The 21,980-nt window shown below is 71.7% G+C and carries 21 protein-coding genes; 14 read left to right on the forward strand and 7 right to left on the reverse strand.

Translation table 11 applies throughout. From position 1 onward, the window contains the following. The first annotated feature begins 16 nt into the window (after nt 1-16). Nucleotides 17-1,009: an adenosine deaminase gene (locus ACFV0T_RS23190; RefSeq protein WP_385782158.1), complete on the forward strand. Its 993-nt coding sequence runs from the start codon at nt 17-19 to the stop codon at nt 1,007-1,009. On the opposite strand, the gene ACFV0T_RS23195 is transcribed toward ACFV0T_RS23190, so the two are convergent. Together ACFV0T_RS23195 and ACFV0T_RS23200 are read right to left on the reverse strand one after the other, a co-directional pair. Continuing rightward, nucleotides 973-2,289, reverse strand: a complete 1,317-nt coding sequence (locus ACFV0T_RS23195) for an MFS transporter (RefSeq protein WP_385782161.1) — start codon at nt 2,287-2,289, stop codon at nt 973-975. The genes ACFV0T_RS23190 and ACFV0T_RS23195 overlap by 37 nt on opposite strands. Nucleotides 2,290-2,490: 201 nt before the next feature. Continuing rightward, nucleotides 2,491-3,279 (reverse strand): IclR family transcriptional regulator, encoded by a 789-nt coding sequence (locus ACFV0T_RS23200; protein ID WP_385782164.1) that lies wholly within the window; start codon nt 3,277-3,279, stop codon nt 2,491-2,493. A 173-nt stretch (nt 3,280-3,452) separates the two neighbouring features. On the opposite strand from ACFV0T_RS23200, the gene ACFV0T_RS23205 reads away from it, so the two are divergent. The 11 genes from ACFV0T_RS23205 (at nt 3,453) to ACFV0T_RS23255 (ending at nt 14,224) form a co-directional block, all read left to right on the forward strand. After that, on the forward strand, nt 3,453-4,349 hold the full coding sequence (locus ACFV0T_RS23205; protein ID WP_385782241.1) for a 5-dehydro-4-deoxyglucarate dehydratase: 897 nt from the start codon (nt 3,453-3,455) through the stop codon (nt 4,347-4,349). Beyond that, nucleotides 4,346-5,641 (forward strand): glucarate dehydratase family protein, encoded by a 1,296-nt coding sequence (locus tag ACFV0T_RS23210; protein WP_385782168.1) that lies wholly within the window; start codon nt 4,346-4,348, stop codon nt 5,639-5,641. Before ACFV0T_RS23205 ends, ACFV0T_RS23210 begins: the two co-directional genes overlap by 4 nt. A gap of 198 nt (nt 5,642-5,839) precedes the next feature. Next, entirely contained in the window at nt 5,840-6,949 is a 1,110-nt protein-coding gene (locus ACFV0T_RS23215) for a carbohydrate kinase family protein (RefSeq protein ID WP_385782171.1), read from the forward strand. A gap of 236 nt (nt 6,950-7,185) precedes the next feature. Beyond that, nucleotides 7,186-8,244 carry a PhoH family protein gene (locus ACFV0T_RS23220; RefSeq protein ID WP_385782174.1) on the forward strand — a complete coding sequence of 353 codons (1,059 nt, stop codon included), beginning with the start codon at nt 7,186-7,188 and terminating at the stop codon, nt 8,242-8,244. A 13-nt stretch (nt 8,245-8,257) separates the two neighbouring features. After that, entirely contained in the window at nt 8,258-8,755 is a 498-nt protein-coding gene (ybeY, locus tag ACFV0T_RS23225; RefSeq protein ID WP_385782177.1) for an rRNA maturation RNase YbeY, read from the forward strand. After that, nucleotides 8,752-10,062: a hemolysin family protein gene (locus tag ACFV0T_RS23230; protein WP_385782180.1), complete on the forward strand. Its 1,311-nt coding sequence runs from the start codon at nt 8,752-8,754 to the stop codon at nt 10,060-10,062. Before ybeY ends, ACFV0T_RS23230 begins: the two co-directional genes overlap by 4 nt. After that, nucleotides 10,059-10,418 carry an MmcQ/YjbR family DNA-binding protein gene (locus ACFV0T_RS23235; RefSeq protein WP_385782183.1) on the forward strand — a complete coding sequence of 120 codons (360 nt, stop codon included), beginning with the start codon at nt 10,059-10,061 and terminating at the stop codon, nt 10,416-10,418. The genes ACFV0T_RS23230 and ACFV0T_RS23235 overlap by 4 nt, the downstream gene beginning before the upstream one ends. Nucleotides 10,419-10,496: 78 nt before the next feature. Beyond that, nucleotides 10,497-10,850, forward strand: coding sequence for a cytidine deaminase (locus tag ACFV0T_RS23240; protein WP_385782186.1), 354 nt, complete (start codon nt 10,497-10,499; stop codon nt 10,848-10,850). Nucleotides 10,851-11,041: 191 nt separating this feature from the next. After that, complete coding sequence (locus tag ACFV0T_RS23245) at nt 11,042-11,518, forward strand: hypothetical protein (protein WP_385782189.1); 477 nt, start codon at nt 11,042-11,044, stop codon at nt 11,516-11,518. Between the two features lie 147 nt (nt 11,519-11,665). Beyond that, entirely contained in the window at nt 11,666-12,994 is a 1,329-nt protein-coding gene (locus ACFV0T_RS23250; RefSeq protein ID WP_385782192.1) for a beta-xylosidase, read from the forward strand. 99 nt (nt 12,995-13,093) lie between these two features. Further along, complete coding sequence (locus ACFV0T_RS23255; protein ID WP_385782195.1) at nt 13,094-14,224, forward strand: WxL protein peptidoglycan domain-containing protein; 1,131 nt, start codon at nt 13,094-13,096, stop codon at nt 14,222-14,224. Here the strand turns inward: ACFV0T_RS23255 and ACFV0T_RS23260 are convergent. After that, a complete protein-coding gene (locus ACFV0T_RS23260) occupies nt 14,118-14,456 on the reverse strand; it encodes a P-II family nitrogen regulator (RefSeq protein WP_385782198.1) in 339 nt (112 codons plus the stop codon). The genes ACFV0T_RS23255 and ACFV0T_RS23260 overlap by 107 nt on opposite strands. 380 nt (nt 14,457-14,836) lie before the next feature. On the opposite strand from ACFV0T_RS23260, the gene era reads away from it, so the two are divergent. Next, nucleotides 14,837-15,799, forward strand: a complete 963-nt coding sequence (era, locus tag ACFV0T_RS23265; protein WP_385782201.1) for a GTPase Era — start codon at nt 14,837-14,839, stop codon at nt 15,797-15,799. Between the two features lie 73 nt (nt 15,800-15,872). Here the strand turns inward: era and ACFV0T_RS23270 are convergent, their stop codons facing one another. From ACFV0T_RS23270 to ACFV0T_RS23285, 4 genes are read right to left on the reverse strand one after another with little or no spacing between them, the layout of a single operon-like run. After that, nucleotides 15,873-17,126: an MFS transporter gene (locus ACFV0T_RS23270; protein ID WP_385782203.1), complete on the reverse strand. Its 1,254-nt coding sequence runs from the start codon at nt 17,124-17,126 to the stop codon at nt 15,873-15,875. Further along, nucleotides 17,123-18,472, reverse strand: coding sequence for a GH1 family beta-glucosidase (locus ACFV0T_RS23275; protein ID WP_385782206.1), 1,350 nt, complete (start codon nt 18,470-18,472; stop codon nt 17,123-17,125). The genes ACFV0T_RS23270 and ACFV0T_RS23275 overlap by 4 nt, the downstream gene beginning before the upstream one ends. A 46-nt stretch (nt 18,473-18,518) precedes the next feature. Continuing rightward, entirely contained in the window at nt 18,519-18,785 is a 267-nt protein-coding gene (locus tag ACFV0T_RS23280; protein ID WP_385782209.1) for a protealysin inhibitor emfourin, read from the reverse strand. Nucleotides 18,786-18,806: 21 nt separating this feature from the next. Then, a complete protein-coding gene (locus tag ACFV0T_RS23285) occupies nt 18,807-19,871 on the reverse strand; it encodes a M4 family metallopeptidase (RefSeq protein WP_385782213.1) in 1,065 nt (354 codons plus the stop codon). Nucleotides 19,872-20,203: 332 nt separating this feature from the next. On the opposite strand from ACFV0T_RS23285, the gene leuA reads away from it, so the two are divergent. Continuing rightward, nucleotides 20,204-21,934 (forward strand): 2-isopropylmalate synthase, encoded by a 1,731-nt coding sequence (gene leuA / locus ACFV0T_RS23290; RefSeq protein ID WP_385782216.1) that lies wholly within the window; start codon nt 20,204-20,206, stop codon nt 21,932-21,934. The last annotated feature ends 46 nt before the right edge of the window (nt 21,935-21,980 follow it).

A 21,980-nucleotide genomic window follows, 5' to 3' on the forward strand; every position in this document is an offset into this window, starting at 1 on the left:
CCCGTACGATACTTCGATGCCCCTCCCCAAAGCTGAACTGCACCTCCATATCGAAGGCACCCTCGAACCTGAGCTGGCGTTCGCGCTCGCCGCGCGCAACGGGGTCACCCTGCCGTACGCCGACGAGGAGGAGCTCCGCACGGCGTACCGGTTCGATGATCTCCAGTCCTTTCTGAACCTGTACTACGAGCTCATGGCCGTGCTGCGCACCGAGCGGGACTTCGAGGACCTGGCCAACGCCTACCTGGCCCGCGCCGCCGCGCAGGGCGTGCGGCACGCGGAGATCTTCTTCGACCCGCAGGCGCACCTCGCCCGGGGGCTGGCGATGGGCACGGTCGTCGAGGGGCTGTGGCGTGCGCTCGGCCGCAGTGCGGAGAACCACGGCGTCTCCACCCGGCTGATCCTGTGCTTCCTGCGCGACGACTCCGCCGAGTCGGCCCTGGAGACCCTGGAGGCGGCCAAGCCGTACCTGGACCGGATCACGGGCGTCGGCCTGGACTCGGCCGAGGTCGGCCACCCGCCGGTGAAGTTCCGCGAGGTGTACGAGGCCGCCGCCGCTCTCGGGCTGCGGCGCGTGGCGCACGCCGGTGAGGAGGGCCCGCCGCAGTACATCACCGAGGCCCTGGACGTGCTCGGCGTCGAGCGCGTCGACCACGGCCTGCGCTGCATGGAGGACCCGGAGCTGGTCGAGCGGCTGGTGCGCGAGCGCGTCCCGCTGACCCTGTGCCCCCTGTCGAACGTCCGGCTGCGCACGGTGGACGTCCTCACGGACCATCCGCTGCCCGCCATGCTGGACGCCGGCCTGCTCTGCACGGTCAACTCCGACGACCCCGCCTACTTCGGCGGCTACGCGGGCGACAACTTCGACGCCGTGCGCTCCGCCCTCGGCCTGACCGAGGACCGGCTGCGCGAACTGGCCCGCAACTCCTTCCTCGCCTCCTTCCTGGAGGACGACGAGGAGCTGCGGGCGCGCTACCTCGCCGAGGTGGAGGCGTACACGTTCTCGTAGGTCCCGCGTTCCCGCGCGCCGGTCACCGAGCCCTCCCGCGGCGCCTCGGCGGCCGTGTCGTAGGCGCCCCGGGCGGGAACGGCGAGGGAGTCCACCGTCACCTCGACGACGGGCAGGGTGACGCCGCCCCGCCGCCGGACCGCGCTCGGCAGCAGCGGGCGCCCGGCGGTGTGCAGGGCGACCGCGGTCATCGGCACGGCGACGGCGAGCAGCCCGACGGCGAGAACCGCCCCCATGCCGGGGAACCCGGCCCGCGCCGACAGCAGACTCCCGGTCAGCGGACCGGCCGCCGTGCCCAGCGAGGACGCCGACCCGACGAGCACCGCCCAGCGGCCGCGCGGGTCCAGGGAGGCGGCGAGGCCGATGAGGTACGAGAGCACGACCGGGTAGACCGCGTTCCAGGCGATCTCGCCCGTCGCGAAGGTCGTCAGGTCGGTCGCTGACGCGCTGACCACGACACAGCCGGCGATCAGCGCGGTGCCCGCCCCGATCGGCAGCGCCCGCCCGAGCCGGGGCCCGAGCGCCCCCGCGCCCAGGACCCCGAGCAGCCCGGTCCCCAGCGCGACGGCGAAGACGACACCGACGGTGGCCTCGGTGAGGTGCGCCTGGGTCAGCCCGATCCGGCCGCTGACCCCCCACAGGGAGTTCTGGACGAGGGACCAGCAGGGCATGGCCGCGGCCAGGACGAGCCCGGCGCGGAGGTGGGGGAGCCGGACCCGTTCGCGTCGGGCCGGCTGTGGGACCGTACGGCCCGGGAGGCGGCCCGTCAGGGGCCAGACGGCGAGCGCGGTCAGGGCGATCGCGGCCAGCGGCTGCCCGTGCCCGGGACCGAGGTGCGGCACCGTCAGATAGACGACGCCCGCGAGCGCGGAGACACCGAGCAGCCCGAGTGTCGAGGCACGGTGCGGGTCGCGTTCGGCGGCGATCCGGGTCGCGGCGACCGCGGTGACCGTACCGGAGCCGAACCCACCCACCAGCGCGCCGAGGACGACGGCCGGTACGGCACCGGTGAGGGCGGCGCCGCCGTAGCCGAGCACGGCGAGGACGATGCCGACGCGAGCCAGCCGGCGTGCCCCGATCCGCTCCACGCGGGACGCGAGGACGAAACCGGCCGCCGCCGAACTCAGCAGCAGGGCACTGCCGACGGCTCCCGCCTGGGTGGCCGACAGCGGCAGCCCCGAGTCCAGCCTGCCGACGGTGGTGGGCAGCAGATACGGGGCGAGGTACCCGGCCGTGAAAAGGGCGACGAGGGGCCAGGGAGTGGTGCGAGGGGCGAACACGGGCGTTCCCGGGGCATGCGAAGGGGGCGGCTCAAGAAAGGGGGGTTGGGCGCCGACCGTCGACGGACAGGAACGCGCGGGCAATTTGTATCAAGCACGCGGTTCGAGCAGAAGGGTGGGGGGTGTGATGTGGACCACGTTGTGTTTGGGGCGGGGGAGGCCGGGTATGAGGAGCCGCCCGCGACGGGGTGGAGGGGGCGGCTACCGCCAGCTCACCGCGCCTCGCGCGCCCGCTCCCGGCACCACCGTCTCGATCTTCGCCCGGGTCTCCCGCATCACCGCGACGATCCGCTCCTCGTGCTCCGGCGTGAGCCGGGCCACCGGCACCGAGCAGCTGATCGCGTCCTGTGCGGGCACGTCGTAACGCAGGGCGAAGCCGAAGCCGGTGATGCCCAGGACGCCCTCCTCGCGGTCGACGGAGTAGCCGCGGGCCCGCACCTCGGCGAGGTCGGCGGCCAGCGAGTCGCGGGTCGTGCGGGTGTGCGGGGTGAGGGCCTCGTAGGGGCCCTCGGGGAGATCCCCGTCGGGCCGTTCCGCCAGCAGCGCCTTGCCGAGCGCGCCCACGTGCGCGGGCAGCCGACGTCCCACCCGGCTGATGGTGCGCAGGTATTCGTGCGACTCGCGCGTCGCCAGATAGGCCACGTCACGGCCGTCCAGCCGCCCGAGGTGGATCGTCTCGCCGAGCGCCTCCGAGGCCTCGTCGAGGTAGGGGTGGACGAGCCGGACGCGCGGGTCGGAGTCGAGATAGCTGGTGCCGGTGAGCAGGGCGTGGATGCCGATGCCGTAGAGCGAGCCGGTGTCGTCGGTGCGGACCCAGCCGCGTGAGATCAGCGTCTGGAGCAGCGCGTACATCGAGCTGCGTGGCACCCCGAGCGCGTCCGCCAGTTCCTGGAGCCGGGCCGGCCGGTCGCCGCGCGCCGCGAGCAGTTCCAGCAGCTCGACCGTCCGCGCCGCGGACTTCACCTCGCGCACGCCCCCTGTCTCCGACATGCGCCGATGGTAATCCGGCCCGGCCGGTCACAGCCGGGACCATTGACTGCCCTCGTTCGCCTATCTAACCTCCATCTCCATACGTAGATAACGTCCACATAGGGAGATGACTGACGGTGAGTCCCGACACCGGTACGGAGGCCGCGGACGTGACCCGACGGCTGGAGACGGGGATGGCGCGCGGCGTGCTGTCCTTCCCGCTGACCAGCTTCCACGAGGACGGCTCCCTCGACCCCGACGGATTCCGCGCCCATCTCGCGACCCAGCTCGCGGCCGGACCCGGTGCCCTCTTCCCCGCCTGCGGCACCGGCGAGTTCTTCTCGCTCGACGAGGACGAGTACCGCCAGGTCGTCACCCTCGCCGTCGAGGAGGCGGCCGGCCGCACGCCCGTCGTCGCCGGGATCGGCTACGGCTGGGCCCAGGCCGTCCGGTTCGCCCGGATCGCCGAGGAAGCGGGCGCCGACGCCCTGCTCGTCCTGCCGCACTACCTCGTCGCGGCCCCGCAGGACGGCCTCGTCGCCCAGCTCGAACAGATCGCGGCCCGCACCCGGCTCCCGCTCATCGTCTACCAGCGCGGCCAGGTCGCCTTCACCCCCGCCTCCCTGCGGCGCGTCGCCGCCCTTCCCTCCGTGATCGGGCTCAAGGACGGCCACAGCGACCTCGACCGCCTCCAGCGGCTCACCCTCGCCGCCCCCGACGGTTTCCTCTTCTTCAACGGCGCCGCCACCGCCGAGATCCAGGCCCGCGCCTACGCCACCGTCGGCGTCCCCGCCTACTCCTCCGCCGTCCACGCCTTCGCGCCCGAGATCGCCGACACCTTCTTCGCCGCCCTGCGCGACGGCGACGACAAGACCGTCCACCGGCTGCTGCGCGACTTCTACGTCCCCTTCGTCGAACTGCGCGACCGGGTGCCCGGCTACGCCGTGTCCCTGGTCAAGGCCGCGGCGCGGCTGCGCGGCCGTCCCGTCGGACCCGTCCGCGCCCCGCTCACCGACCCCTCGGCCACCGACCTGGCCGAGCTCCGCACCCTGCTCACCACCGGACTCGACCTCGTAGGAGCCACGCTGTGACCCGCGACCTGACCATCACCGAGGTACGACTCACCCCGATCCTGGTGGCCGACCCGCCGCTGCTGAACACCCAGGGCGTGCACCAGCCGTACACCCCGCGACTGATCGTCGAGATCGTCACCGCCGACGGGGTCACCGGACTCGGCGAGACCTACGGCGACACCAAGTACCTGGAGCTCGCCCGGCCCTTCGCCGACCGGCTCGTCGGCCGTCAGGTCAGCGACCTCAACGCGCTGTTCGTCCTCGCGGACGAGGTCGCCGTCGACGGCTCCCGCGTCTCCGGGCAGGTCGACGTCGGCGGCCTGCGCGGCGTGCAGACCGCCGACAAGCTGCGCCTGTCCGTCGTCTCCGCCTTCGAGGTGGCCTGCCTCGACGCCCTCGGCAAGGCCCTCGGCCTGCCCGTGCACGCGCTGCTCGGCGGGAAGGTCCGCGACACGGTCGAGTACAGCGCGTACCTGTTCTACAAGTGGGCCGACCACCCCGAGGGCGTGGCCTGCGAACAGGACGACTGGGGCGCCGCCGTCGACCCGGCCGGGATCGTCGAACAGGCCCGCCGGTTCACCGAGCGGTACGGCTTCACCTCCTTCAAGCTCAAGGGCGGCGTCTTCCCGCCGGATGAGGAGATCGCCGCCGTACGCGCCCTCGCGGAGGCGTTCCCCGGGCATCCGCTCCGGCTGGACCCCAACGGCGCCTGGAGCGTGGAGACCTCGCTGAAGGTGGCGGAGGAGCTGGGCGACGTCCTCGAGTACCTGGAGGACCCGGCGCTCGGCACCCCGGCCATGGCCGAGGTGGCCGCCGGGACCGACGTGCCGCTCGCCACCAACATGTGCGTGACGACCTTCGCCGAGATCCAGGAGGCGTTCACCAAGGGCGCCGTGCAGGTCGTCCTCTCAGACCACCACTACTGGGGCGGCCTGCGCAACACCCGGCAACTCGCCGCCATCTGCCGCACCTTCGGCGTCGGCATCTCCATGCACTCCAACACCCATCTGGGCATCAGCCTGGCCGCCATGACCCAGGTCGCGGCCACCGTCGCCGACCTCCACCACGCCTGCGACTCCCACTACCCCTGGCAGTCGGAGGACGTGCTCACCGAGCGCCTCACCTTCGACGGCGGCGAGGTCACCGTCTCGGACGCCCCCGGCCTCGGCGTCGAACTCGACCGCGAGCGCCTGGACTTCCTCCACCGGCGCTGGCTCGAAGCCGACAGCGCGCTGCGCGATCGCGACGACGCGGCCGCGATGCGCGTCGCCGACCCGCACTGGGTCACCCCGTCCGTCCCACGCTGGTAACGCCCCCCGCCGCGCCGGGGAGCGCGCCGAGGACGAGGTCGCCTTCCTGGACGGACGCCCGCCGCCTCTCCCCACCCGGACCCGCTCCCCGGACCGGCCCGAGCGGTGACTCCCTCCCGGTGGCGGACGTGATGCGCGGTGTGTCGTCAGTGCCGTGGTGCACACTGGCCAGATCCGCACCATGTCAGGGAGCGCCTCGTGCCCGGAGAGGGACCGCAGCACCGTCACGCCCACGTCGATCCCCTGTCCGCCCTGCGCGCACCGGGCGACCCGCCCTGGGACGTGTATCTGACGGGCACCGTGTTCCTGGACATCATCTTCACCGGGCTCGACTCCGCCCCGGTGCGCGGGACGGAGTCCTGGGCCCGCGGCATGGGGTCGAGCCCCGGAGGCGTCGCCAACATGGCGACCGCGCTCGCCCGCCTCGGCTTGAAGACGTCCCTCGCGGCGGCCTTCGGCGACGACCACTACGGGGAGTACTGCTGGGACGCCCTGGCACAGGGCGAGGGCATCGACCTCTCACCGTCCCGCACGGTCCCCGGCTGGCACTCCTCGGTCACCGTCTCCATGGCGTACGAGGGGGAGCGCACGATGGTCTCCCACGGCCACGAGCCGCCCCCCGAGGAGACCGCCCCCGAGCACGCCCCCCGCGCGCGTGCCGCCGTCGCCTCGCTCACGCCGGGCCGCAGCGCCCACTGGATCGCCCAGGCCGCCCGTGAGGGCACCCGCATCTTCGCCGACGTCGGCTGGGACGACACCGGCGCCTGGGACCTGGCGGCCCTGGCCGACCTCCGGCACTGCGAGGCGTTCCTGCCGAACGCGGAAGAAGCCATGCGCTACACCGGCGCCGGCTGCCCCCGCGCCGCCGCCCACGCCCTCACCGCGCACGTACCGCTCGCCGTCGTCACGCTCGGTGCGGACGGCGCCTACGCGGTGGACCGGCGCACCGGCGAGAGCGCCGAGGTCCCGGCGATCGCCGTGGAGGCCCTCGACCCGACCGGCGCAGGCGACGTCTTCGTGGCCGGCTTCGTCACCGGCACCCTGGCGGGCTGGCCGCTGGCCGACCGGCTGGCCTTCGCGGGCCTCACCGCCGCCCTCTCCGTCCAGGAGTTCGGCGGCTCCCTGTCCGCCCCCGGCTGGGCGGAGATCGCGGCCTGGTGGCGCCGGGTGCAGTCGGTCGAGGGGCAGGATCCGGCCGCGCTGCGCCGGTACGCGTTCCTGGACGGCCTCATCCCGGACGAGGAGCCGGTCAGACCGTGGCCGCTGCGCAGAGCGGTGCCGACGATCGGTTTCGGACGGTCCGCGTGACCGGCGGGGCGTGAGCACCCGGGCATGCACGCATGCCCGGACGGTGTGCGCGGCCGGGCATGCGCGCGAGGGCGCCCCCCGGCACAGCCCGCCCAGATACGGACGGTGCAGGCGCGGCCCCGGTGTCGAAAAGCCCTACGGCGTTGTCAGCCCACCGTCGTACTCTTGGAAACGCGAGGCCGCCCTCAGCTACGCGGCCGTGACGAGGAGGAACCGCAGGCCTACAGCGCCGGCCCATGACTCAGACACCCACAGCTCACACCCCTGCACAGCCGCAGGCGAGAGCACAGTTCACCGTCCCCGCCCAGCACCCCATGGTGACCGTACTGGGATCAGGCGACTCCCTCCTGCGCGTGATCGAGACGGCCTTCCCGGCGGCCGACATCCACGTCCGGGGCAATGAGATCAGCGCCGTCGGCGACCAGCGGGAAGTCGCCCTCATCCAGCGCCTGTTCGACGAGATGATGCTGGTGCTCCGCACCGGGCAGCCGATGACGGAGGACGCAGTGGAACGCTCGATCGCGATGTTGAGGGCGAGCGAGAACGGGACGAGTGACGGCCAGGAGACCCCGGCCGAGGTACTGACGCAGAACATCCTGTCCTCGCGAGGCCGCACGATCCGCCCCAAGACCCTCAACCAGAAGCGGTACGTCGACGCGATCGACAAGCACACCATCGTCTTCGGCATCGGTCCCGCGGGCACCGGCAAGACCTACCTCGCCATGGCCAAGGCGGTGCAGGCCCTGCAGTCCAAGCAGGTCAACCGCATCATCCTGACCCGCCCGGCGGTGGAGGCGGGCGAGCGTCTCGGCTTCCTGCCCGGCACGCTGTACGAGAAGATCGACCCGTACCTGCGCCCCCTGTACGACGCGCTGCACGACATGCTCGACCCCGACTCGATCCCACGCCTGATGGCGGCGGGCACGATAGAGGTGGCACCGCTGGCCTATATGCGCGGTCGCACGCTCAATGACGCCTTCATCATCCTGGACGAGGCACAGAACACCAGCCCCGAGCAGATGAAGATGTTCCTCACCCGGCTCGGCTTCGAGTCGAAGATAGTGATCACGGGTGACGTGACGCAGGTGGACCTTCCGAACGGCACGAAGTCCGGGCTCCGCCAGGTGCAGGACATCCTGGAAGGGCTGGACGACGTCCACTTCTCCCGGCTGTCGTCCCAGGATGTCGTCCGGCACAAGCTGGTCGGCCGTATCGTCGACGCGTACGAGAAGTACGACAGCGAGAACGGTACGGAGAACGGCACCCACAAGGGCGGCCGTAACAAGCGGAAGTAGACAAGCCAGCACCATGTCGATCGACGTCAACAACGAGTCCGGAACCGAGGTCGACGAGCAGGCGATCCTCGACATCGCCCGTTACGCGCTCGCGCGGATGCGCATCCACCCGCTCTCCGAGCTCTCGGTGATCGCCGTGGACGCCGACGCCATGGAGCAGCTGCACATCCAGTGGATGGACCTGCCGGGGCCCACGGACGTCATGTCCTTCCCGATGGACGAACTGCGTCCGCCGTCGAAGGACGACGACGAGCCCCCGCAGGGCCTCCTCGGCGACATCGTGCTGTGCCCCGAGGTCGCCGAACGGCAGGGCGGGGAAGCGGCCACGCAGCACTCCATGGACGAGGAGCTCCAGCTGCTCACCGTCCACGGTGTGCTGCACCTGCTGGGCTACGACCACGAGGAGCCCGACGAGAAGGCCGAGATGTTCGGCCTGCAGGCCGCCATCGTGGACGGCTGGCGCGCGGAGAAGGGCCTGACCGGCCCGTCCCCGGCTCCGACCGTCTCATGAGTGCGCAACTCGTCGTCGGCGCGATCGCCCTGGTCGTCGTCGCCTGGCTCGCCGCCTGCGCGGAGGCGGGCCTCGCGCGCGTCTCCAGCTTCCGCGCCGAGGAGGCGGTCAAGTCCGGCCGCCGCGGCAGCGCGAAGCTGGCCCAGATCGCCGCCGACCCGACCCGCTATCTCAACGTGGCGCTGCTGGTCCGCGTCGCCTGCGAGATGGCGGCGGCCGCGCTGGTCACCTACGCCTGTCTGAAGGAGTTCGACGGCACCGCCGAGGCCCTCCTGGTCGCCATCGCGGTCATGGTCCTCGTGTCGTACGTCGCCGTCGGCGTCTCCCCGCGCACCATCGGCCGCCAGCACCCCCTGAACACGGCGACGGCGGCGGCGTACGTCCTGCTGCCGCTGGCGCGGATCATGGGCCCGATCCCCTCGCTGCTCATCCTCATCGGCAACGCGCTCACCCCGGGCAAGGGCTTCCGCCGGGGTCCGTTCGCCTCCGAGGCGGAGCTGCGGGCACTGGTGGACCTGGCCGAGAAGGAGTCCCTGATCGAGGACGACGAGCGCCGTATGGTGCACTCGGTCTTCGAGCTGGGCGACACGCTCGTGCGGGAGGTGATGGTCCCGCGCACCGACCTCGTGGTCATCGAGCGCTACAAGACCATCCGCCAGGCCCTCACCCTGGCCCTGCGGTCCGGTTTCTCGCGCATCCCCGTCACGGGCGAGAGCGAGGACGACGTCGTCGGGATCGTGTATCTGAAGGACCTGGTCCGCAAGACGCACATCAGCCGGGACGCGGAGAGCGAGCTGGTGTCGACGGCCATGCGGCCGGCCGCCTTCGTGCCCGACACCAAGAACGCGGGCGACCTGCTGCGCGAGATGCAGCAGGACCGCAACCACGTCGCCGTCGTCATCGACGAGTACGGCGGCACTGCCGGCATCGTCACCATCGAGGACATCCTCGAGGAGATCGTCGGCGAGATCACCGACGAGTACGACCGTGAGATCCCGCCGGTGGTGGAGCTGGCCGACGACCGCTACCGGGTCACCGCCCGTCTCGACATCACCGACCTCGGCGAGCTGTACGGGCTGGAGGAGTACGACGACGAGGACGTGGAGACCGTCGGCGGGCTGCTCGCGAAGGCGCTGGGCCGTGTACCCATCGCCGGGGCGTCGTCCGTGGTGGAACTCCCCGACGGGCGGGAGCTGCGCCTGACCGCGGAGGCGTCCGCCGGCCGCCGGAACAAGATCGTGACGGTACTGGTGGAGCCGGTCGGCCCGGCCGGTCAGCCGGACGACGAGGAGACGAGACCGGAGTGACCCCCAAGGAGCTGCGCGCCCTGTGCCTGTCCTTCAACGCGGCCGTGGAGGACTTCCCGTTCAACCCGGAGACGTCCGTCTTCAAGGTCCTGGGCAAGCTCTTCGCCCTGTCGGACCTGGACGCGCGGCCCCTGACGGTCAACCTCAAGTGCGACCCCGACAACGCGGTCCGGCTGCGCGGCGAGCACCCCGGTCTGGTCGTCCCGGGCTACCACATGAACAAGCGCCACTGGAACACCGTCACGGTCGGCGGCGAGCTCCCCGACCGGCTCGTCCGGGAGCTCGTCGAGGACTCGTACGACCTGGTGGTGGCCGGGCTGCCGAGGGCGGAGCGGCTACGGCTGGACCGGCCGTGACCTCCCCGGCCGACGCCGTCACGTGCGCTCACGCGGACCCTCGGCCGGGCCCCGCGCGGTTCTTCGTATGCTCGGGGCATGACTGACAGCAACGCGCTCGACCCCGAGGACCGCAAGATCGTCACCCTGGCCCGGTCCGCCCGCGCCCGCAACGGCGTGCCCGAGGGAGCGGCCGTACGGGACGAGACCGGACGTACGTACGTGGCCGGTACCGTCGCCCTCGACTCGCTGAAGCTGAGCGCCCTCCAGACAGCGGTGGCCATGGCGGTGGCGTCCGGCGCGAAGTCGCTGGAGGCGGCGGCCGTGGTGACCGAGGCGGAGTCCGCGTCCGCGGCGGACCGGGCGGCGGTACGGGATCTGGGCGGACCGGCCACGCCGGTACTGGTGGCCTCGCCGGACGGGACGGTCCGGGGGACGGTCACGGCGGGCTGAGGAGCAGTCCGGAATTCATCCTTGCCCTTCCCCGCCTCTCGCGCATCAATGGAACCGATGGTTCCGACGAACCGTCAGATCTGAAGGCCGCGCAGTGTGTCCGCACCCACCTGCCCGGGACGGTCGCGTCGGAGCATCTCCCGTCCATCCCCACATGGCATTCCCGGAACAGGGAAGGGACCAGGATCCACATGACAGGAAAGCGCATACGCACGGGTGCGGCACTGGCGGTCGGGGCCCTCGCGGTCACCGGGCTCGCGTTCGCGCCCAGCGCCGCCGCGGTCACCCCGCAGACGGCGACGATCACCGCGAACTGCGGTCTCTTCGGCGGCGGCGCGGCGACGCTCACGGCCACCCAGAGCGGCACCGCCGCCACCATCACCCTGACGTCCTCCGCGATCAAGGCGCCGATCGCGATCGCACAGGACTCGATCACCACCGTTCTCACCCTGCGGGGCGGGGCGTCCGGCAGCACCGACTTCACCGGTACGCGGAACCCGGCGATGGCCGCCGGGGACGACATCACCGTCGGTCCGCTCGACGGGACCGTGGCCCCCGGCGACAGCCTGGAGGCGTACGGCGGCCAGGTCCGGATGACGATCTTCGGGATCAATGTCACCTGTACGGCGACCGGCGCACAGTCGCCGGGGCCGTTCGTCTTCGACTGAGCGCGAACCGGGCACAGTGGCAGGGAAACTGATGGATCGTCAGTTTCCCTGCCGCATCTCCATTGACTTCTCACGTCGGCTGCACATCAATGGCCCCCTGTCGGCGCAGACGAGCCGCTGCGCCCGCATCCCTCAGAGGGGGCAAGCATGGGTCCGACACCCCGAAGATCCCGATGGCGCCGGTGGGCGTCGCTGCTCGGGGCGACCGCGCTCGCGGTCACCGCGGGGGGCGCGCTGGCCTGTCCGGCCGGAGCCGCGTCCACGAACGTGGACTTCGCCACGCACTGCATCCCGCCCGCGATCGCGGGCATCCCGCCGATCGACGGCACCACCACCGCGAAGGTCGCGGTGGACAACGCCAGCCCCAAGGTCGGCGACACCGTCACCGTGACCTACACGGTGGTCACACCCGCCGCGAGCAACCCCACCGACCTCGCCCTGCCGGCCGACATCATGACGCCGACCGGGAAGGTCACCCTGGGCGGGGCGCAGACGGGCAGCGTCACGGTCACGGGCCCGAAGAAGAACGACCCGGTGCCGGGACGGGGTGCCTTCCCGTCGTTCTCCATGACCGGCACGTTCACGGTCACCGCGGCCGGCGCGATCACGCTCTCGCCCGGCGACTACAACATCCACACCAGCTACATCCTGGAACTGGACACCCCCTGCACGGTCATCACCCCGCCCGCGCCGGTCTCCGAGACCGTCACCGCGACGGACGTGACCCAGCCCAACACCCGGTCCATCAGCCTGGCTTCGGCCTCCGGCAACCCCGGTGACAGCGTCACGGTCAGCGGCGGCCACTTCACGCCGGGGGCGACCGTCACCCTGGCCGGCCGGGCCGGAAGCGCCCAGACCGCGGACACCGCGACCGTGACCGCCGACGCCCAGGGCGCCTTCAGCGGCTCACTCGTCGTCAACGACAGGACGACCACCGGGGTCGTCGCGTACGAGGGCGGCGCGTGGAGTCCGGACAAGGGCGCGGGGCCCGCCGCCTACGTCGTCATCGACGACACCCCCGTACCCGAGGGCAGTCAGAAGCTGACCGCCACCGTGAACGCGGGGACGCTCTCCATGTCCCAGGCCGGGGACGCCGTGCAGCTGACGGCGGTCGACTTCGGCAAGGGCGGGGCCTCGACCGGGTCCCTGCGGACGGTGACCGTCAAGGACTTCCGCGGCGGCCCCGCGGGCTGGTCCCTGACCGGCAAGGTCACCGACTTCACCGGTCCCGGCGCCTCGATCGACGCCGGCAAGCTGAGCTGGACCCCCGCCTGCGCCACCAAGGCGGGCAGCCCGAGCACCTGCCAGGCCGGTTCGGCGGGCACGGTGGGCGCCTCGGGAGCGACGCTGGCCGGTACCCCCGACGGCACACTCACCGGCGGCGAGTTCACCGTCGACGCACAACTGTCGCTGAACGTACCTGAGTTCACCCCGCCGGGCGCGTACTCCGGCATCCTCACGCTCACGCTCACCTGACCGCACACCCGCGGTGGCCGGGCGCCCGCACCACAGGTCCGCACCCGCCCGTCCACCTGGGTCTCGTCACGTCCGTACGTCCGTGGGGAGTCCGCACTCATGCCCGCACCCGTGCCCGTACCCATGCCCGCGTCCGCACCCATGACCGCACCCCTGCGCAAGCCGTACCCGCGACGCCTCCCCTTCGCCGCCCGCCCGCCCTTTTCCCGCCGCCCCTCCCTCCTCCTCCTGCTTCCCCTTGTGCTGGGCCTCCTCCTCGTCTGCCCGGCCGCGCCCGCGCACGCCGCCGACAACGGCAGCTGGTCCGTCTACCCCGCCTCGTCGGCCGTCGCCGCGCGCCCCTACTTCTACCTGTCCGCCGACCCGGGCCAGACGATCGAGGACGAGGTCGTCGTCGCCAACAAGACCGGAGCGCCCCTGACCTTCCGCCTCTACGCGGCCGACGCCTACAACACCGCACGGGACGGAGGGTTCGCCGTGCGGACGGTGAAGGAGACGATGCGGGGCGTCGGCGCCTGGGCGAAGCCCGCGCGCTCCCGGGTCACCGTCCCCGCCCACGGGTCGGTCACCGTGCCGGTCACGCTCCGGGTGCCGAGGGACGCCGAACCGGGTGACCACCCAGGGGCCGTCGTGGCGCTCGACGAGCGCGTCGACACCGGCGGCGGATCGGTCGCCGTCGGGGTGCGGCGGGCCGTCGGCGCCCGCGTCTACCTGCGGGTGAGCGGCCCCACGCTGCCCGCGATCTCCGTGGAGGACGTCCGCGTCACGCACCACCAGCCGCTCGTGCCCGGCTTCGGCGACAGCACGGCGAGGATCTCCTACACCCTGCACAACACCGGCAACGTCACCCTCGACCCGAAGGTGGAACTCAGGGCGCAGGGACTGTTCGGCCGCACGCTCCTGTCCCGCGGGCTGACGAAGATCCCGGCCGAGCTGCTGCCCGGGCAGCGCGTCCGGCTCAGCGAGTCCTGGCTCCGAGCGCCGCAGCTCGACCGGGGAGACGTCACGCTGACGGCCAGCGCGCAGGGCACGCGGGAGTCGGCGAGCGCGTCGTTCCTCGCGCTGCCGTGGCTGCTGGTGGCGGTGGCGTCCGCCGTGGCGGTGGCGGGTGGAGTGCTGCTGGTCAGAGCGCGTCGGGGCCGCGCTCGTCGGTCCGTACCCGTACGACCGTCTCGACCGGCACCGACCACACCTTCCCGTCCCCGATCTTCCCCGTCCGCGCGGCGCTGACGATCGCGTCGATGACGGCGTCCGAGTCGGCGTCCTCCACCACGACCTCGATCCGGACCTTGGGCACCAGGTCGACCTGGTACTCGGCGCCGCGGTACACCTCGGTGTGGCCACGCTGACGGCCGTAGCCGCTGGCCTCGCTGACGGTCAGACCGTGCACGCCGAGCTCCTGAAGTGCGGTCTTGACCTCGTCGAGGCGGAACGGCTTGACGATCGCGGTGATGAGCTTCATGCCTGCGGCTCGACCTTCTGGGCGGAGGGGACGGCTAGTGCCGCAGCAGGCGACGTTCGCCCCGTCGCGACGCCCGGCACGCCCTCTCGCCGCACCGGCCGAAAGCCCACGTACGTCCGGTACGAGGACTCCCGGCCGGCACGCCGAGAGCACGCACCGGACGCCGCTCCTTCACGGGCAAACCTTGCCTGCCACGGCACTAGGCCGACCGGGGCGCCGTGGCCCGGGCCCCGTGATCGTAAGCCGTCGCGACGTGCACCGTGAGGTCCCGGCCGGTGTGCCCGCGCGGGTCACTCGCGCGCGACCCGCGAAGGCTCGCGGAACCCCGCCGCCGGCGGCGATCCGCGCTGCGTGCAGCGGGGGCTCGTGGATCAGGGACAATGGGCGCCATGAGCGTTCGTACCGAGTCATCCGAACAGCCGGCCGAGGCCCCCCACCGCGCCGGCTTCGCCTGCTTCGTGGGCCGTCCCAACGCGGGCAAGTCCACCCTCACGAATGCTCTGGTCGGCCAGAAGGTGGCGATCACGGCGAACCAGCCGCAGACCACGCGGCACACCGTGCGGGGCATCGTGCACCGGCCCGACGCCCAGCTGATCCTGGTGGACACCCCCGGGCTGCACAAGCCGCGCACGCTGCTCGGCGAGCGGCTCAACGACGTCGTCCGCACGACGTGGGCCGAGGTCGACGTGATCGGCTTCTGTCTGCCGGCGAACGAGAAGCTCGGTCCGGGAGACCGTTTCATCGCGAAGGAACTGGCGTCGATCAAGAAGACGCCGAAGATCGCGATCGTCACGAAGACCGACCTGGTGGACGGCAAGACACTGGCCGAGCAGCTCATCGCGATCGACCAGCTCGGCACGGAGCTCGGCTTCGAGTGGGCCGAGATCATTCCCGTGTCGGCGGTCGCGGACCAGCAGGTCGACCTGCTCGCCGACCTCATCGTCCCGCTGCTGCCGGAGGGGCCCGCGCTCTACCCCGAGGGCGATCTGACGGACGAGCCCGAGCAGGTGATGGTGGCGGAGCTGATCCGCGAGGCGGCGCTGGAAGGGGTGCGCGACGAGCTGCCGCACTCCATCGCGGTCGTGGTGGAGGAGATGCTCCCGCGCGAGGACCGCCCCGCCGACAAGCCGCTCCTCGACATCCACGCCTTCGTCTACATCGAGCGGCCCAGCCAGAAGGGGATCATCATCGGCCCCAAGGGCAAGCGGCTCAAGGAGGTCGGCATCAAGTCCCGCAAGCAGATCGAGGCACTGCTGGGCACGCCGGTCTTCCTGGACCTGCATGTGAAGGTCGCCAAGGACTGGCAGCGCGACCCGAGGCAGCTGCGCAAGCTCGGCTTCTGAGCGCGCGGGCCACGGCTCGGTGTGCGGGCCCGCGGCTCGGTGTGCGGGCTCCGGCCGCTCGGGCCGGCCCCGGTCAGTCCACCCCCCGGATCCGCCGCACCAGCACCGCCCCCGCCAACCCGATCGCCGCCGCCACCAGGTACAACACCCGGTAGCCACCGAGATACGTCACGATCGGTGCGGCCAGGGCTGGGGCCGCGACCTGGGGGAGGGCGTTGGCGATGTTGATCACGCCCAGGTCCTTGCCCCGGTTCAGGGCCTCGGGCAGCACGTCGGTCATCAGGGCGAAGTCGACGGAGGTGAACACGCCGAAGCCGACGCCCAGGACCGCCGCCGCGACGATCGCGCCCGGCCAGGTCTGCCAGACGGCCAGCGCCGCCGTGGCCACCGCCATCAGGACGCCCGACCAGACCACGAAGGGCTTGCGGCGGCCGACCCGGTCCGACCAGACACCGCCGACGACGACCGTCGCGAGCAGCGTCAGGGCGTTGACCGCCGTCAGGATCAGGACGCCCTCGTCGGGGTCGGCGCGGTGCAGGCGGTCCCGCAGGTAGTACAGCAGGTACAGCAGCACCAGCGCGTTGCTCAGATTGATCAGGAAGCGGGTCAGCCAGGCCCAGGCCAGGTCCGGATGACGGCGCGGGCTCAGCCAGAAGCCGGCCAGGAAGGCGCGCGGCGACCAGGCCGGGCGCTGCGCGGGGGACAGGCGCAGATCGTCGTGGCACAGGACGTACGGCAGGACGCCCACCGCGGTGAACAGCGCGCACGCCGCGTAGCCCGTCCCGATGCCGCCCGCCGCCGTCGCCAGGCCGGTGCCGCCGACCACGCCCAGGATCTGGGCCGCCCCCAGCCAGCCGCCCACGGCGCCCCGTTGCGGCCGGGGTACGCGGTCGGGGACCGCCGCCGTGATCGCCGCGAAGGCCGCGTTGAGGGTCAGCTGGACCAGGCACCAGGACGCCGTCATCGTCCACACGCCGTCCGCGCCCGCGAGCAGCAGCAGCGACAGAGCGCCGCCCGCCGCGCCGGCCACGATCCACGGCGTACGGCGGCCCCGGCGGGCCGTGGTGCGGTCCGACAGGGCGCCGAACAGCGGGTTGGCGACCAGGGACACGACCGCGCCCACGCCGGTTATCCAGGCCAGCATCGCCTCCTTCGACAGGCCGGAGCCGGGCGCGAAGTCCTCGGTCTGGGAGGCCAGCAGGATCTGGAGCGGGCCGAACCAGCCCACCCAGATGGCCCCGTTGGCGAGCGCGAGGGCCGAGGTCCAGCCCCGGCCGACCCGTTCGACGGGCTCGGCGAGCGCCCCCGAGGGCCGGGTGTCCGTCATCTCTGGGACCGCAGCATGTCCCGGAACCAGGCGTAGGACGCCTTCGGGGTCCTCGTCAGGGCCGCGGGATCCTCGAAGTCGACGTGGACGAGGCCGAAGCGGCGCGCGTAGCCCTCCGCCCACTCGAAGTTGTCCAGCAGCGACCACACGAAGTAGCCCCGTACGTCGACGCCCGCCTCCACCGCCCGGTGCAGCGCGCGCAGATGGCCGTCCAGGTAGGCGATCCGGTCCTGGTCGTCGAGGCCCTCGTAGGAGCAGCCGTTCTCGGTGATGACGACGGGCGGGAGCCGGTCGCCGTAGCGCTCGTGGAACGTGGTGAGCACTTCCGTCAGGCCCTCCGGGACCACCGGCCAGCCGAAGTCCGTCACGGGCCTGCCCTCGATCTGCCGGACGGAGAAGGGGAGTTCGGCCGGCATGACCACGCCGCCGAACTCGATCTCCGTGCCCTGTGGGGCGCCGACCTTCGTCGGGGCGTAGTAGTTGACGCCGTACCAGTCGACGGGTTCCGCGATGACCTTCAGGTCCGACTCCACGTCCCCGGGCATCAACTCGCCCAGTCCCTCGGGGTACCGGCCCAGCAGCAGCGGTTCCGCGAAGAGGCGGTTCAGCAGGAGGTCGTAGAAGGCGGCGGCCTCCAGATCGGCCGGCTCCCGCGAGGCGGGCCACACCGGGCCGTGCGAGTTGGCGATGCCGATGTCCGTGGCGCCGGCCGCGCGCAGCGCCCGTACGGCCAGACCGTGGGCCAGCAGTTGGTGGTGGGCGACCGGCAGGGCGTCGAACAGCAGCTTCCGGCCGGGCGCGTGGACGCCGAGGGCGTGGCCCAGGAGGGTGTGCTCCGCGGGCTCGTTGAGGGTGATCCACTTGCCGACGCGGTCGCCGAGCCGGTCGGCGACCCGTGCCACATGGTCGGCGAAGCGGGCCGCGGTGTCCCGGTCGAGCCAGTCCAGGCCGGCCGGGAGGTCCCAGTGGAAGAGGGTGGGTACGGGCCGGACGCCAGCCGCGCACAGCTCGTCCACCAGACGGTCGTAGAAGTCCAGGCCGCTGCCGTCGCCGAAGCGGACCCGCGGCCAGGAGACGGAGAAGCGGTACGCGTCCACGCCCAGGCCGGCCAGCAGCGCCACGTCCTCGCCGTAGCGGTGGTAGTGGTCGCAGGCCACCGCGGCCGTCGAGCCGTCCTTCACCCGCCCCGGCTCGGCCGTGAACGCGTCCCAGACGGACGGCTCACGTTCGTCGACCGCCCCTTCGATCTGGTGGGCCGAGGTCGACACACCCCACAGGAAGCCGGCCGGGAAGCGGGGGATCGGATGCGCCGCGTCGCGCGATTCAGTCGCCATGCGCCGGATCATCCGTACCGTCGGTAACGGAAGTCAACGGGCAGGCGTGAACAAGCAGTTACGCGCCCTCCTTCAGCACGCGGGAGATCAGCGTCCGCTGTTCCTCGGTCAGCCGGGGGTCGGCCGCGTACACCGTCCGGCCGTCGACCGTGATCTCGTAGCCGAAGCCGTCCGGTACCCCGGTCGGTGGCGTGCCCCGGCCCGCGGCCAGTGCCTTCTCGGCCAGGGTCTGCCACTCGTGCGCGTCGGGCCGCCCCGAGGTGTCGACCTCGGCGTGCCGCTCGATGCCCGCGAATCCGCCCGTGCGCCTGATCTGAATACGCATGGGTCCGTGTCTAGTACGGAACTACAGCGTGCGCACCCCCACCTGCTCCCAGGCCTTCAGCACCGCCTGGAGCTCCTCGCCCTCGCCGTACCGCGCCCGTGCGGCGGACACCGTGAGCGTGCCGAAGTCGGCGAACAGCGCGTCCTCCTTCAGTTCGCCGCCGGTCAGCACGTCGTACCAGACCTGGCCCGCCCGTTCCCAGGCGTGGCCGCCGAGCGCGGTGGCGGCGAGGTAGAAAGCGTGGTTGGGGATGCCGGAGTTGATGTGGACACCGCCGTTGTCGCGGCCGGTGCGCACGAAGCCGTCCATCGTCGCGGGCTGCGGGTCCTTGCCGAGGACGTCGTCGTCGTACGCCGTGCCCGGCTCCTTCATCGAGCGCAGCGCGGTGCCGGTGACGCGCGGGGCGAGCAGGCCCGCGCCGATCAGCCAGTCGGCCTCGGCGGCGGTCTGGCCGAGCGTGTACTGCTTGATGAGCGAGCCGAAGACGTCGGACAGCGACTCGTTGAGGGCGCCGGGCTGGCCGAAGTAGGTGAGGTTCGCCGTGTACTGCGTGACGCCGTGGGTGAGTTCGTGTCCGATGACGTCCACCGGGAGGGTGAAGTCGAGGAAGATCTCGCCGTCGCCGTCGCCGAACACCATCTGCTCGCCGTTCCAGAAGGCGTTGTTGTAGTCGCGGTCGTAGTGCACGGTCGCGTCCAGCGGCAGACCGGCGCCGTCGATCGAGTTGCGCCCGTACGCGCTCAGGTACAGCTCGAAGGTGGCGCCCAGGCCCGCGTAGGCGCGGTTGACCGTGGCGTCCTTGATGGGTTCGGCGCCCTCGCCGCGGACCTTCTCGCCGGGCAGGTCGGTGTGGTGGCGGGCGTCGTACAGGGTGCGCTGCGGCTGGTCGGGCGCGACCGCCGGGGCGACCGCCGGGGCGCCCACGACGGTGGTCAGCCGGCGGTGGGTGCGCTCGAAGGCGTCGCGCTCCAGGGAGCGGCGGGCGGGACCGGACAGCGCGGGGTCCTCGTGCTGGGCGAGCTTGTCGAGGACGTGGGGCGGGACGATCGTGCAGAAGACGGGCTCGGAGCCCCCGTGTGTCGTCATGCCCGGCACCTTTGCACTGCGTTATGCCGCTGTCACTACCCGCAACCATGATTGGTGAAATACGGGGACAAAGGGTCCTGGTGGAGGTCACGGAGTGGTATGGAGCACTCTTTGTCTCTTTTGTTCGCTATGTTCCGCCGGTCCCGCATACTGGAACAGGCCCGCACATCAGGTGCGGCTCGGCTAGGCTGCGGAGCATCATGCGTTTCGGGCTGCTTCTCCTTAGCTGCCGCGGCGAGGGCCTGTAGTCGAGGCCGACCCCCTCCCCGCGGAGCTTGGCGTTGCGTCGTCGGCCGTCCTGTCGGACACCTTCTCGAGGAGCCCACGCAATCATGGCCAACCGCCAGCAGCCCAGTTCCCTGCCGATCCACAAGTACGGCCGTTACGAGCAGGTCGAGATCCCGGACCGCACCTGGCCGGACCAGCGGCTCACCGTAGCCCCCCGGTGGCTCTCCACCGACCTGCGGGACGGCAACCAGGCCCTGATCGACCCGATGTCGCCCGAGCGCAAGCGCCGGATGTTCGACCAGCTGGTCAGGATGGGCTACAAGGAGATCGAGGTCGGCTTCCCGGCCTCCGGCCAGACCGACTTCGACTTCGTGCGCTCGATCATCGAGGAAGAGGGCGCGATCCCGGACGACGTGACGATCTCCGTACTGACCCAGGCCCGCGAGGACCTGATCGAGCGGACGGTGGAGTCCCTGAAGGGCGCCCGCCGCGCCACCGTCCACCTGTACAACGCCACCGCGCCGGTCTTCCGCCGGGTCGTCTTCCGCGGCTCCAAGGACGAGATCAAGCAGATCGCCGTCGACGGCACCCGGCTGGTCGTGGAGTACGCCGAGAAGCTGCTGGGCCCCGAGGCTGATGGGACGACGTTCGGCTACCAGTACAGCCCCGAGATCTTCACCGACACCGAGCTGGACTTCGCCCTGGAGGTCTGCGAGGCGGTCATGGACGTCTGGCAGCCCGGCCCGGGCCGCGAGATCATCCTGAACCTGCCCGCGACGGTCGAGCGTTCGACCCCCTCCACGCACGCGGACCGCTTCGAGTGGATGCACCGCAACCTGTCCCGCCGCGAGCACGTCTGCCTCTCCATCCACCCGCACAACGACCGCGGTACGGCCGTCGCCGCGGCCGAGCTGGCGCTGATGGCCGGCGCCGACCGCGTCGAGGGCTGTCTGTTCGGGCAGGGCGAGCGCACCGGCAACGTCGACCTGGTCACCCTGGGCATGAACCTCTTCTCCCAGGGCGTCGACCCGCAGATCGACTTCTCCGACATCGACGAGATCCGTCGTACGTGGGAGTACTGCAACCAGATGGAGGTCCACCCGCGCCACCCGTACGTGGGCGACCTGGTCTACACGTCCTTCTCCGGCTCCCACCAGGACGCCATCAAGAAGGGCTTCGACGCGATGGAGGCCGAGGCGGCCGCCAAGGGCGTCACCGTCGACGACATCGAGTGGGCCGTCCCGTACCTGCCGATCGACCCGAAGGACGTCGGCCGCTCCTACGAGGCCGTCATCCGGGTCAACTCGCAGTCCGGCAAGGGCGGTATCGCGTACGTCCTGAAGAACGACCACAAGCTGGACCTGCCGCGCCGGATGCAGATCGAGTTCTCGAAGCTCATCCAGGCGAAGACGGACGCCGAGGGCGGCGAGGTCACCCCGAAGGACATCTGGGGGACCTTCGAGGACGAGTACCTGCCGAACCCGGAGAATCCCTGGGGCCGCATCCAGGTCCGCACGGGCCAGTCGACCACCGACACCGACGGCGTGGACACCCTCACCGTCGAGGCGACCGTCGACGGCGAGGACACGGTCCTCTCGGGCTCCGGCAACGGTCCGATCTCGGCCTTCTTCAACGCCCTGGAGTCGATCGGCGTCGACGTACGCCTGCTGGACTACCAGGAGCACACGATGAGCGAGGGCGCCTCCGCGCAGGCCGCCTCGTACATCGAGTGCGCGATCGGCGACAAGGTGCTCTGGGGCATCGGCATCGACGCGAACACGACGCGTGCGTCGCTGAAGGCGGTCGTCTCGGCCGTCAACCGCGCGACCCGCTGACAACACCTCCGACCGGCCATTTCAGGGCCCCGGCCGCCTGTACGGG

Origin of the sequence: Streptomyces sp. NPDC059582 (assembly GCF_042735715.1) — a bacterium.
Classification (GTDB): domain Bacteria; phylum Actinomycetota; class Actinomycetes; order Streptomycetales; family Streptomycetaceae; genus Streptomyces.

Coding starts and splice junctions, on each gene's coding strand:
- ACFV0T_RS23190 (WP_385782158.1), top strand. CDS start 17: ATGCCCCTCCCCAAAGCTGAACTGCACCTCCATATCGAAGGCACCCTC.
- ACFV0T_RS23200 (WP_385782164.1), bottom strand. CDS start 3,279: ATGTCGGAGACAGGGGGCGTGCGCGAGGTGAAGTCCGCGGCGCGGACG.
- ACFV0T_RS23205 (WP_385782241.1), top strand. CDS start 3,453: ATGGCGCGCGGCGTGCTGTCCTTCCCGCTGACCAGCTTCCACGAGGAC.
- ACFV0T_RS23220 (WP_385782174.1), top strand. CDS start 7,186: ATGACTCAGACACCCACAGCTCACACCCCTGCACAGCCGCAGGCGAGA.
- ybeY (WP_385782177.1), top strand. CDS start 8,258: ATGTCGATCGACGTCAACAACGAGTCCGGAACCGAGGTCGACGAGCAG.
- ACFV0T_RS23230 (WP_385782180.1), top strand. CDS start 8,752: ATGAGTGCGCAACTCGTCGTCGGCGCGATCGCCCTGGTCGTCGTCGCC.
- ACFV0T_RS23240 (WP_385782186.1), top strand. CDS start 10,497: ATGACTGACAGCAACGCGCTCGACCCCGAGGACCGCAAGATCGTCACC.
- ACFV0T_RS23245 (WP_385782189.1), top strand. CDS start 11,042: ATGACAGGAAAGCGCATACGCACGGGTGCGGCACTGGCGGTCGGGGCC.
- ACFV0T_RS23250 (WP_385782192.1), top strand. CDS start 11,666: ATGGGTCCGACACCCCGAAGATCCCGATGGCGCCGGTGGGCGTCGCTG.
- ACFV0T_RS23255 (WP_385782195.1), top strand. CDS start 13,094: ATGCCCGCACCCGTGCCCGTACCCATGCCCGCGTCCGCACCCATGACC.
- ACFV0T_RS23260 (WP_385782198.1), bottom strand. CDS start 14,456: ATGAAGCTCATCACCGCGATCGTCAAGCCGTTCCGCCTCGACGAGGTC.
- era (WP_385782201.1), top strand. CDS start 14,837: ATGGGCGCCATGAGCGTTCGTACCGAGTCATCCGAACAGCCGGCCGAG.
- ACFV0T_RS23270 (WP_385782203.1), bottom strand. CDS start 17,126: ATGACGGACACCCGGCCCTCGGGGGCGCTCGCCGAGCCCGTCGAACGG.
- ACFV0T_RS23275 (WP_385782206.1), bottom strand. CDS start 18,472: ATGATCCGGCGCATGGCGACTGAATCGCGCGACGCGGCGCATCCGATC.
- ACFV0T_RS23280 (WP_385782209.1), bottom strand. CDS start 18,785: ATGCGTATTCAGATCAGGCGCACGGGCGGATTCGCGGGCATCGAGCGG.
- ACFV0T_RS23285 (WP_385782213.1), bottom strand. CDS start 19,871: ATGACGACACACGGGGGCTCCGAGCCCGTCTTCTGCACGATCGTCCCG.
- leuA (WP_385782216.1), top strand. CDS start 20,204: ATGGCCAACCGCCAGCAGCCCAGTTCCCTGCCGATCCACAAGTACGGC.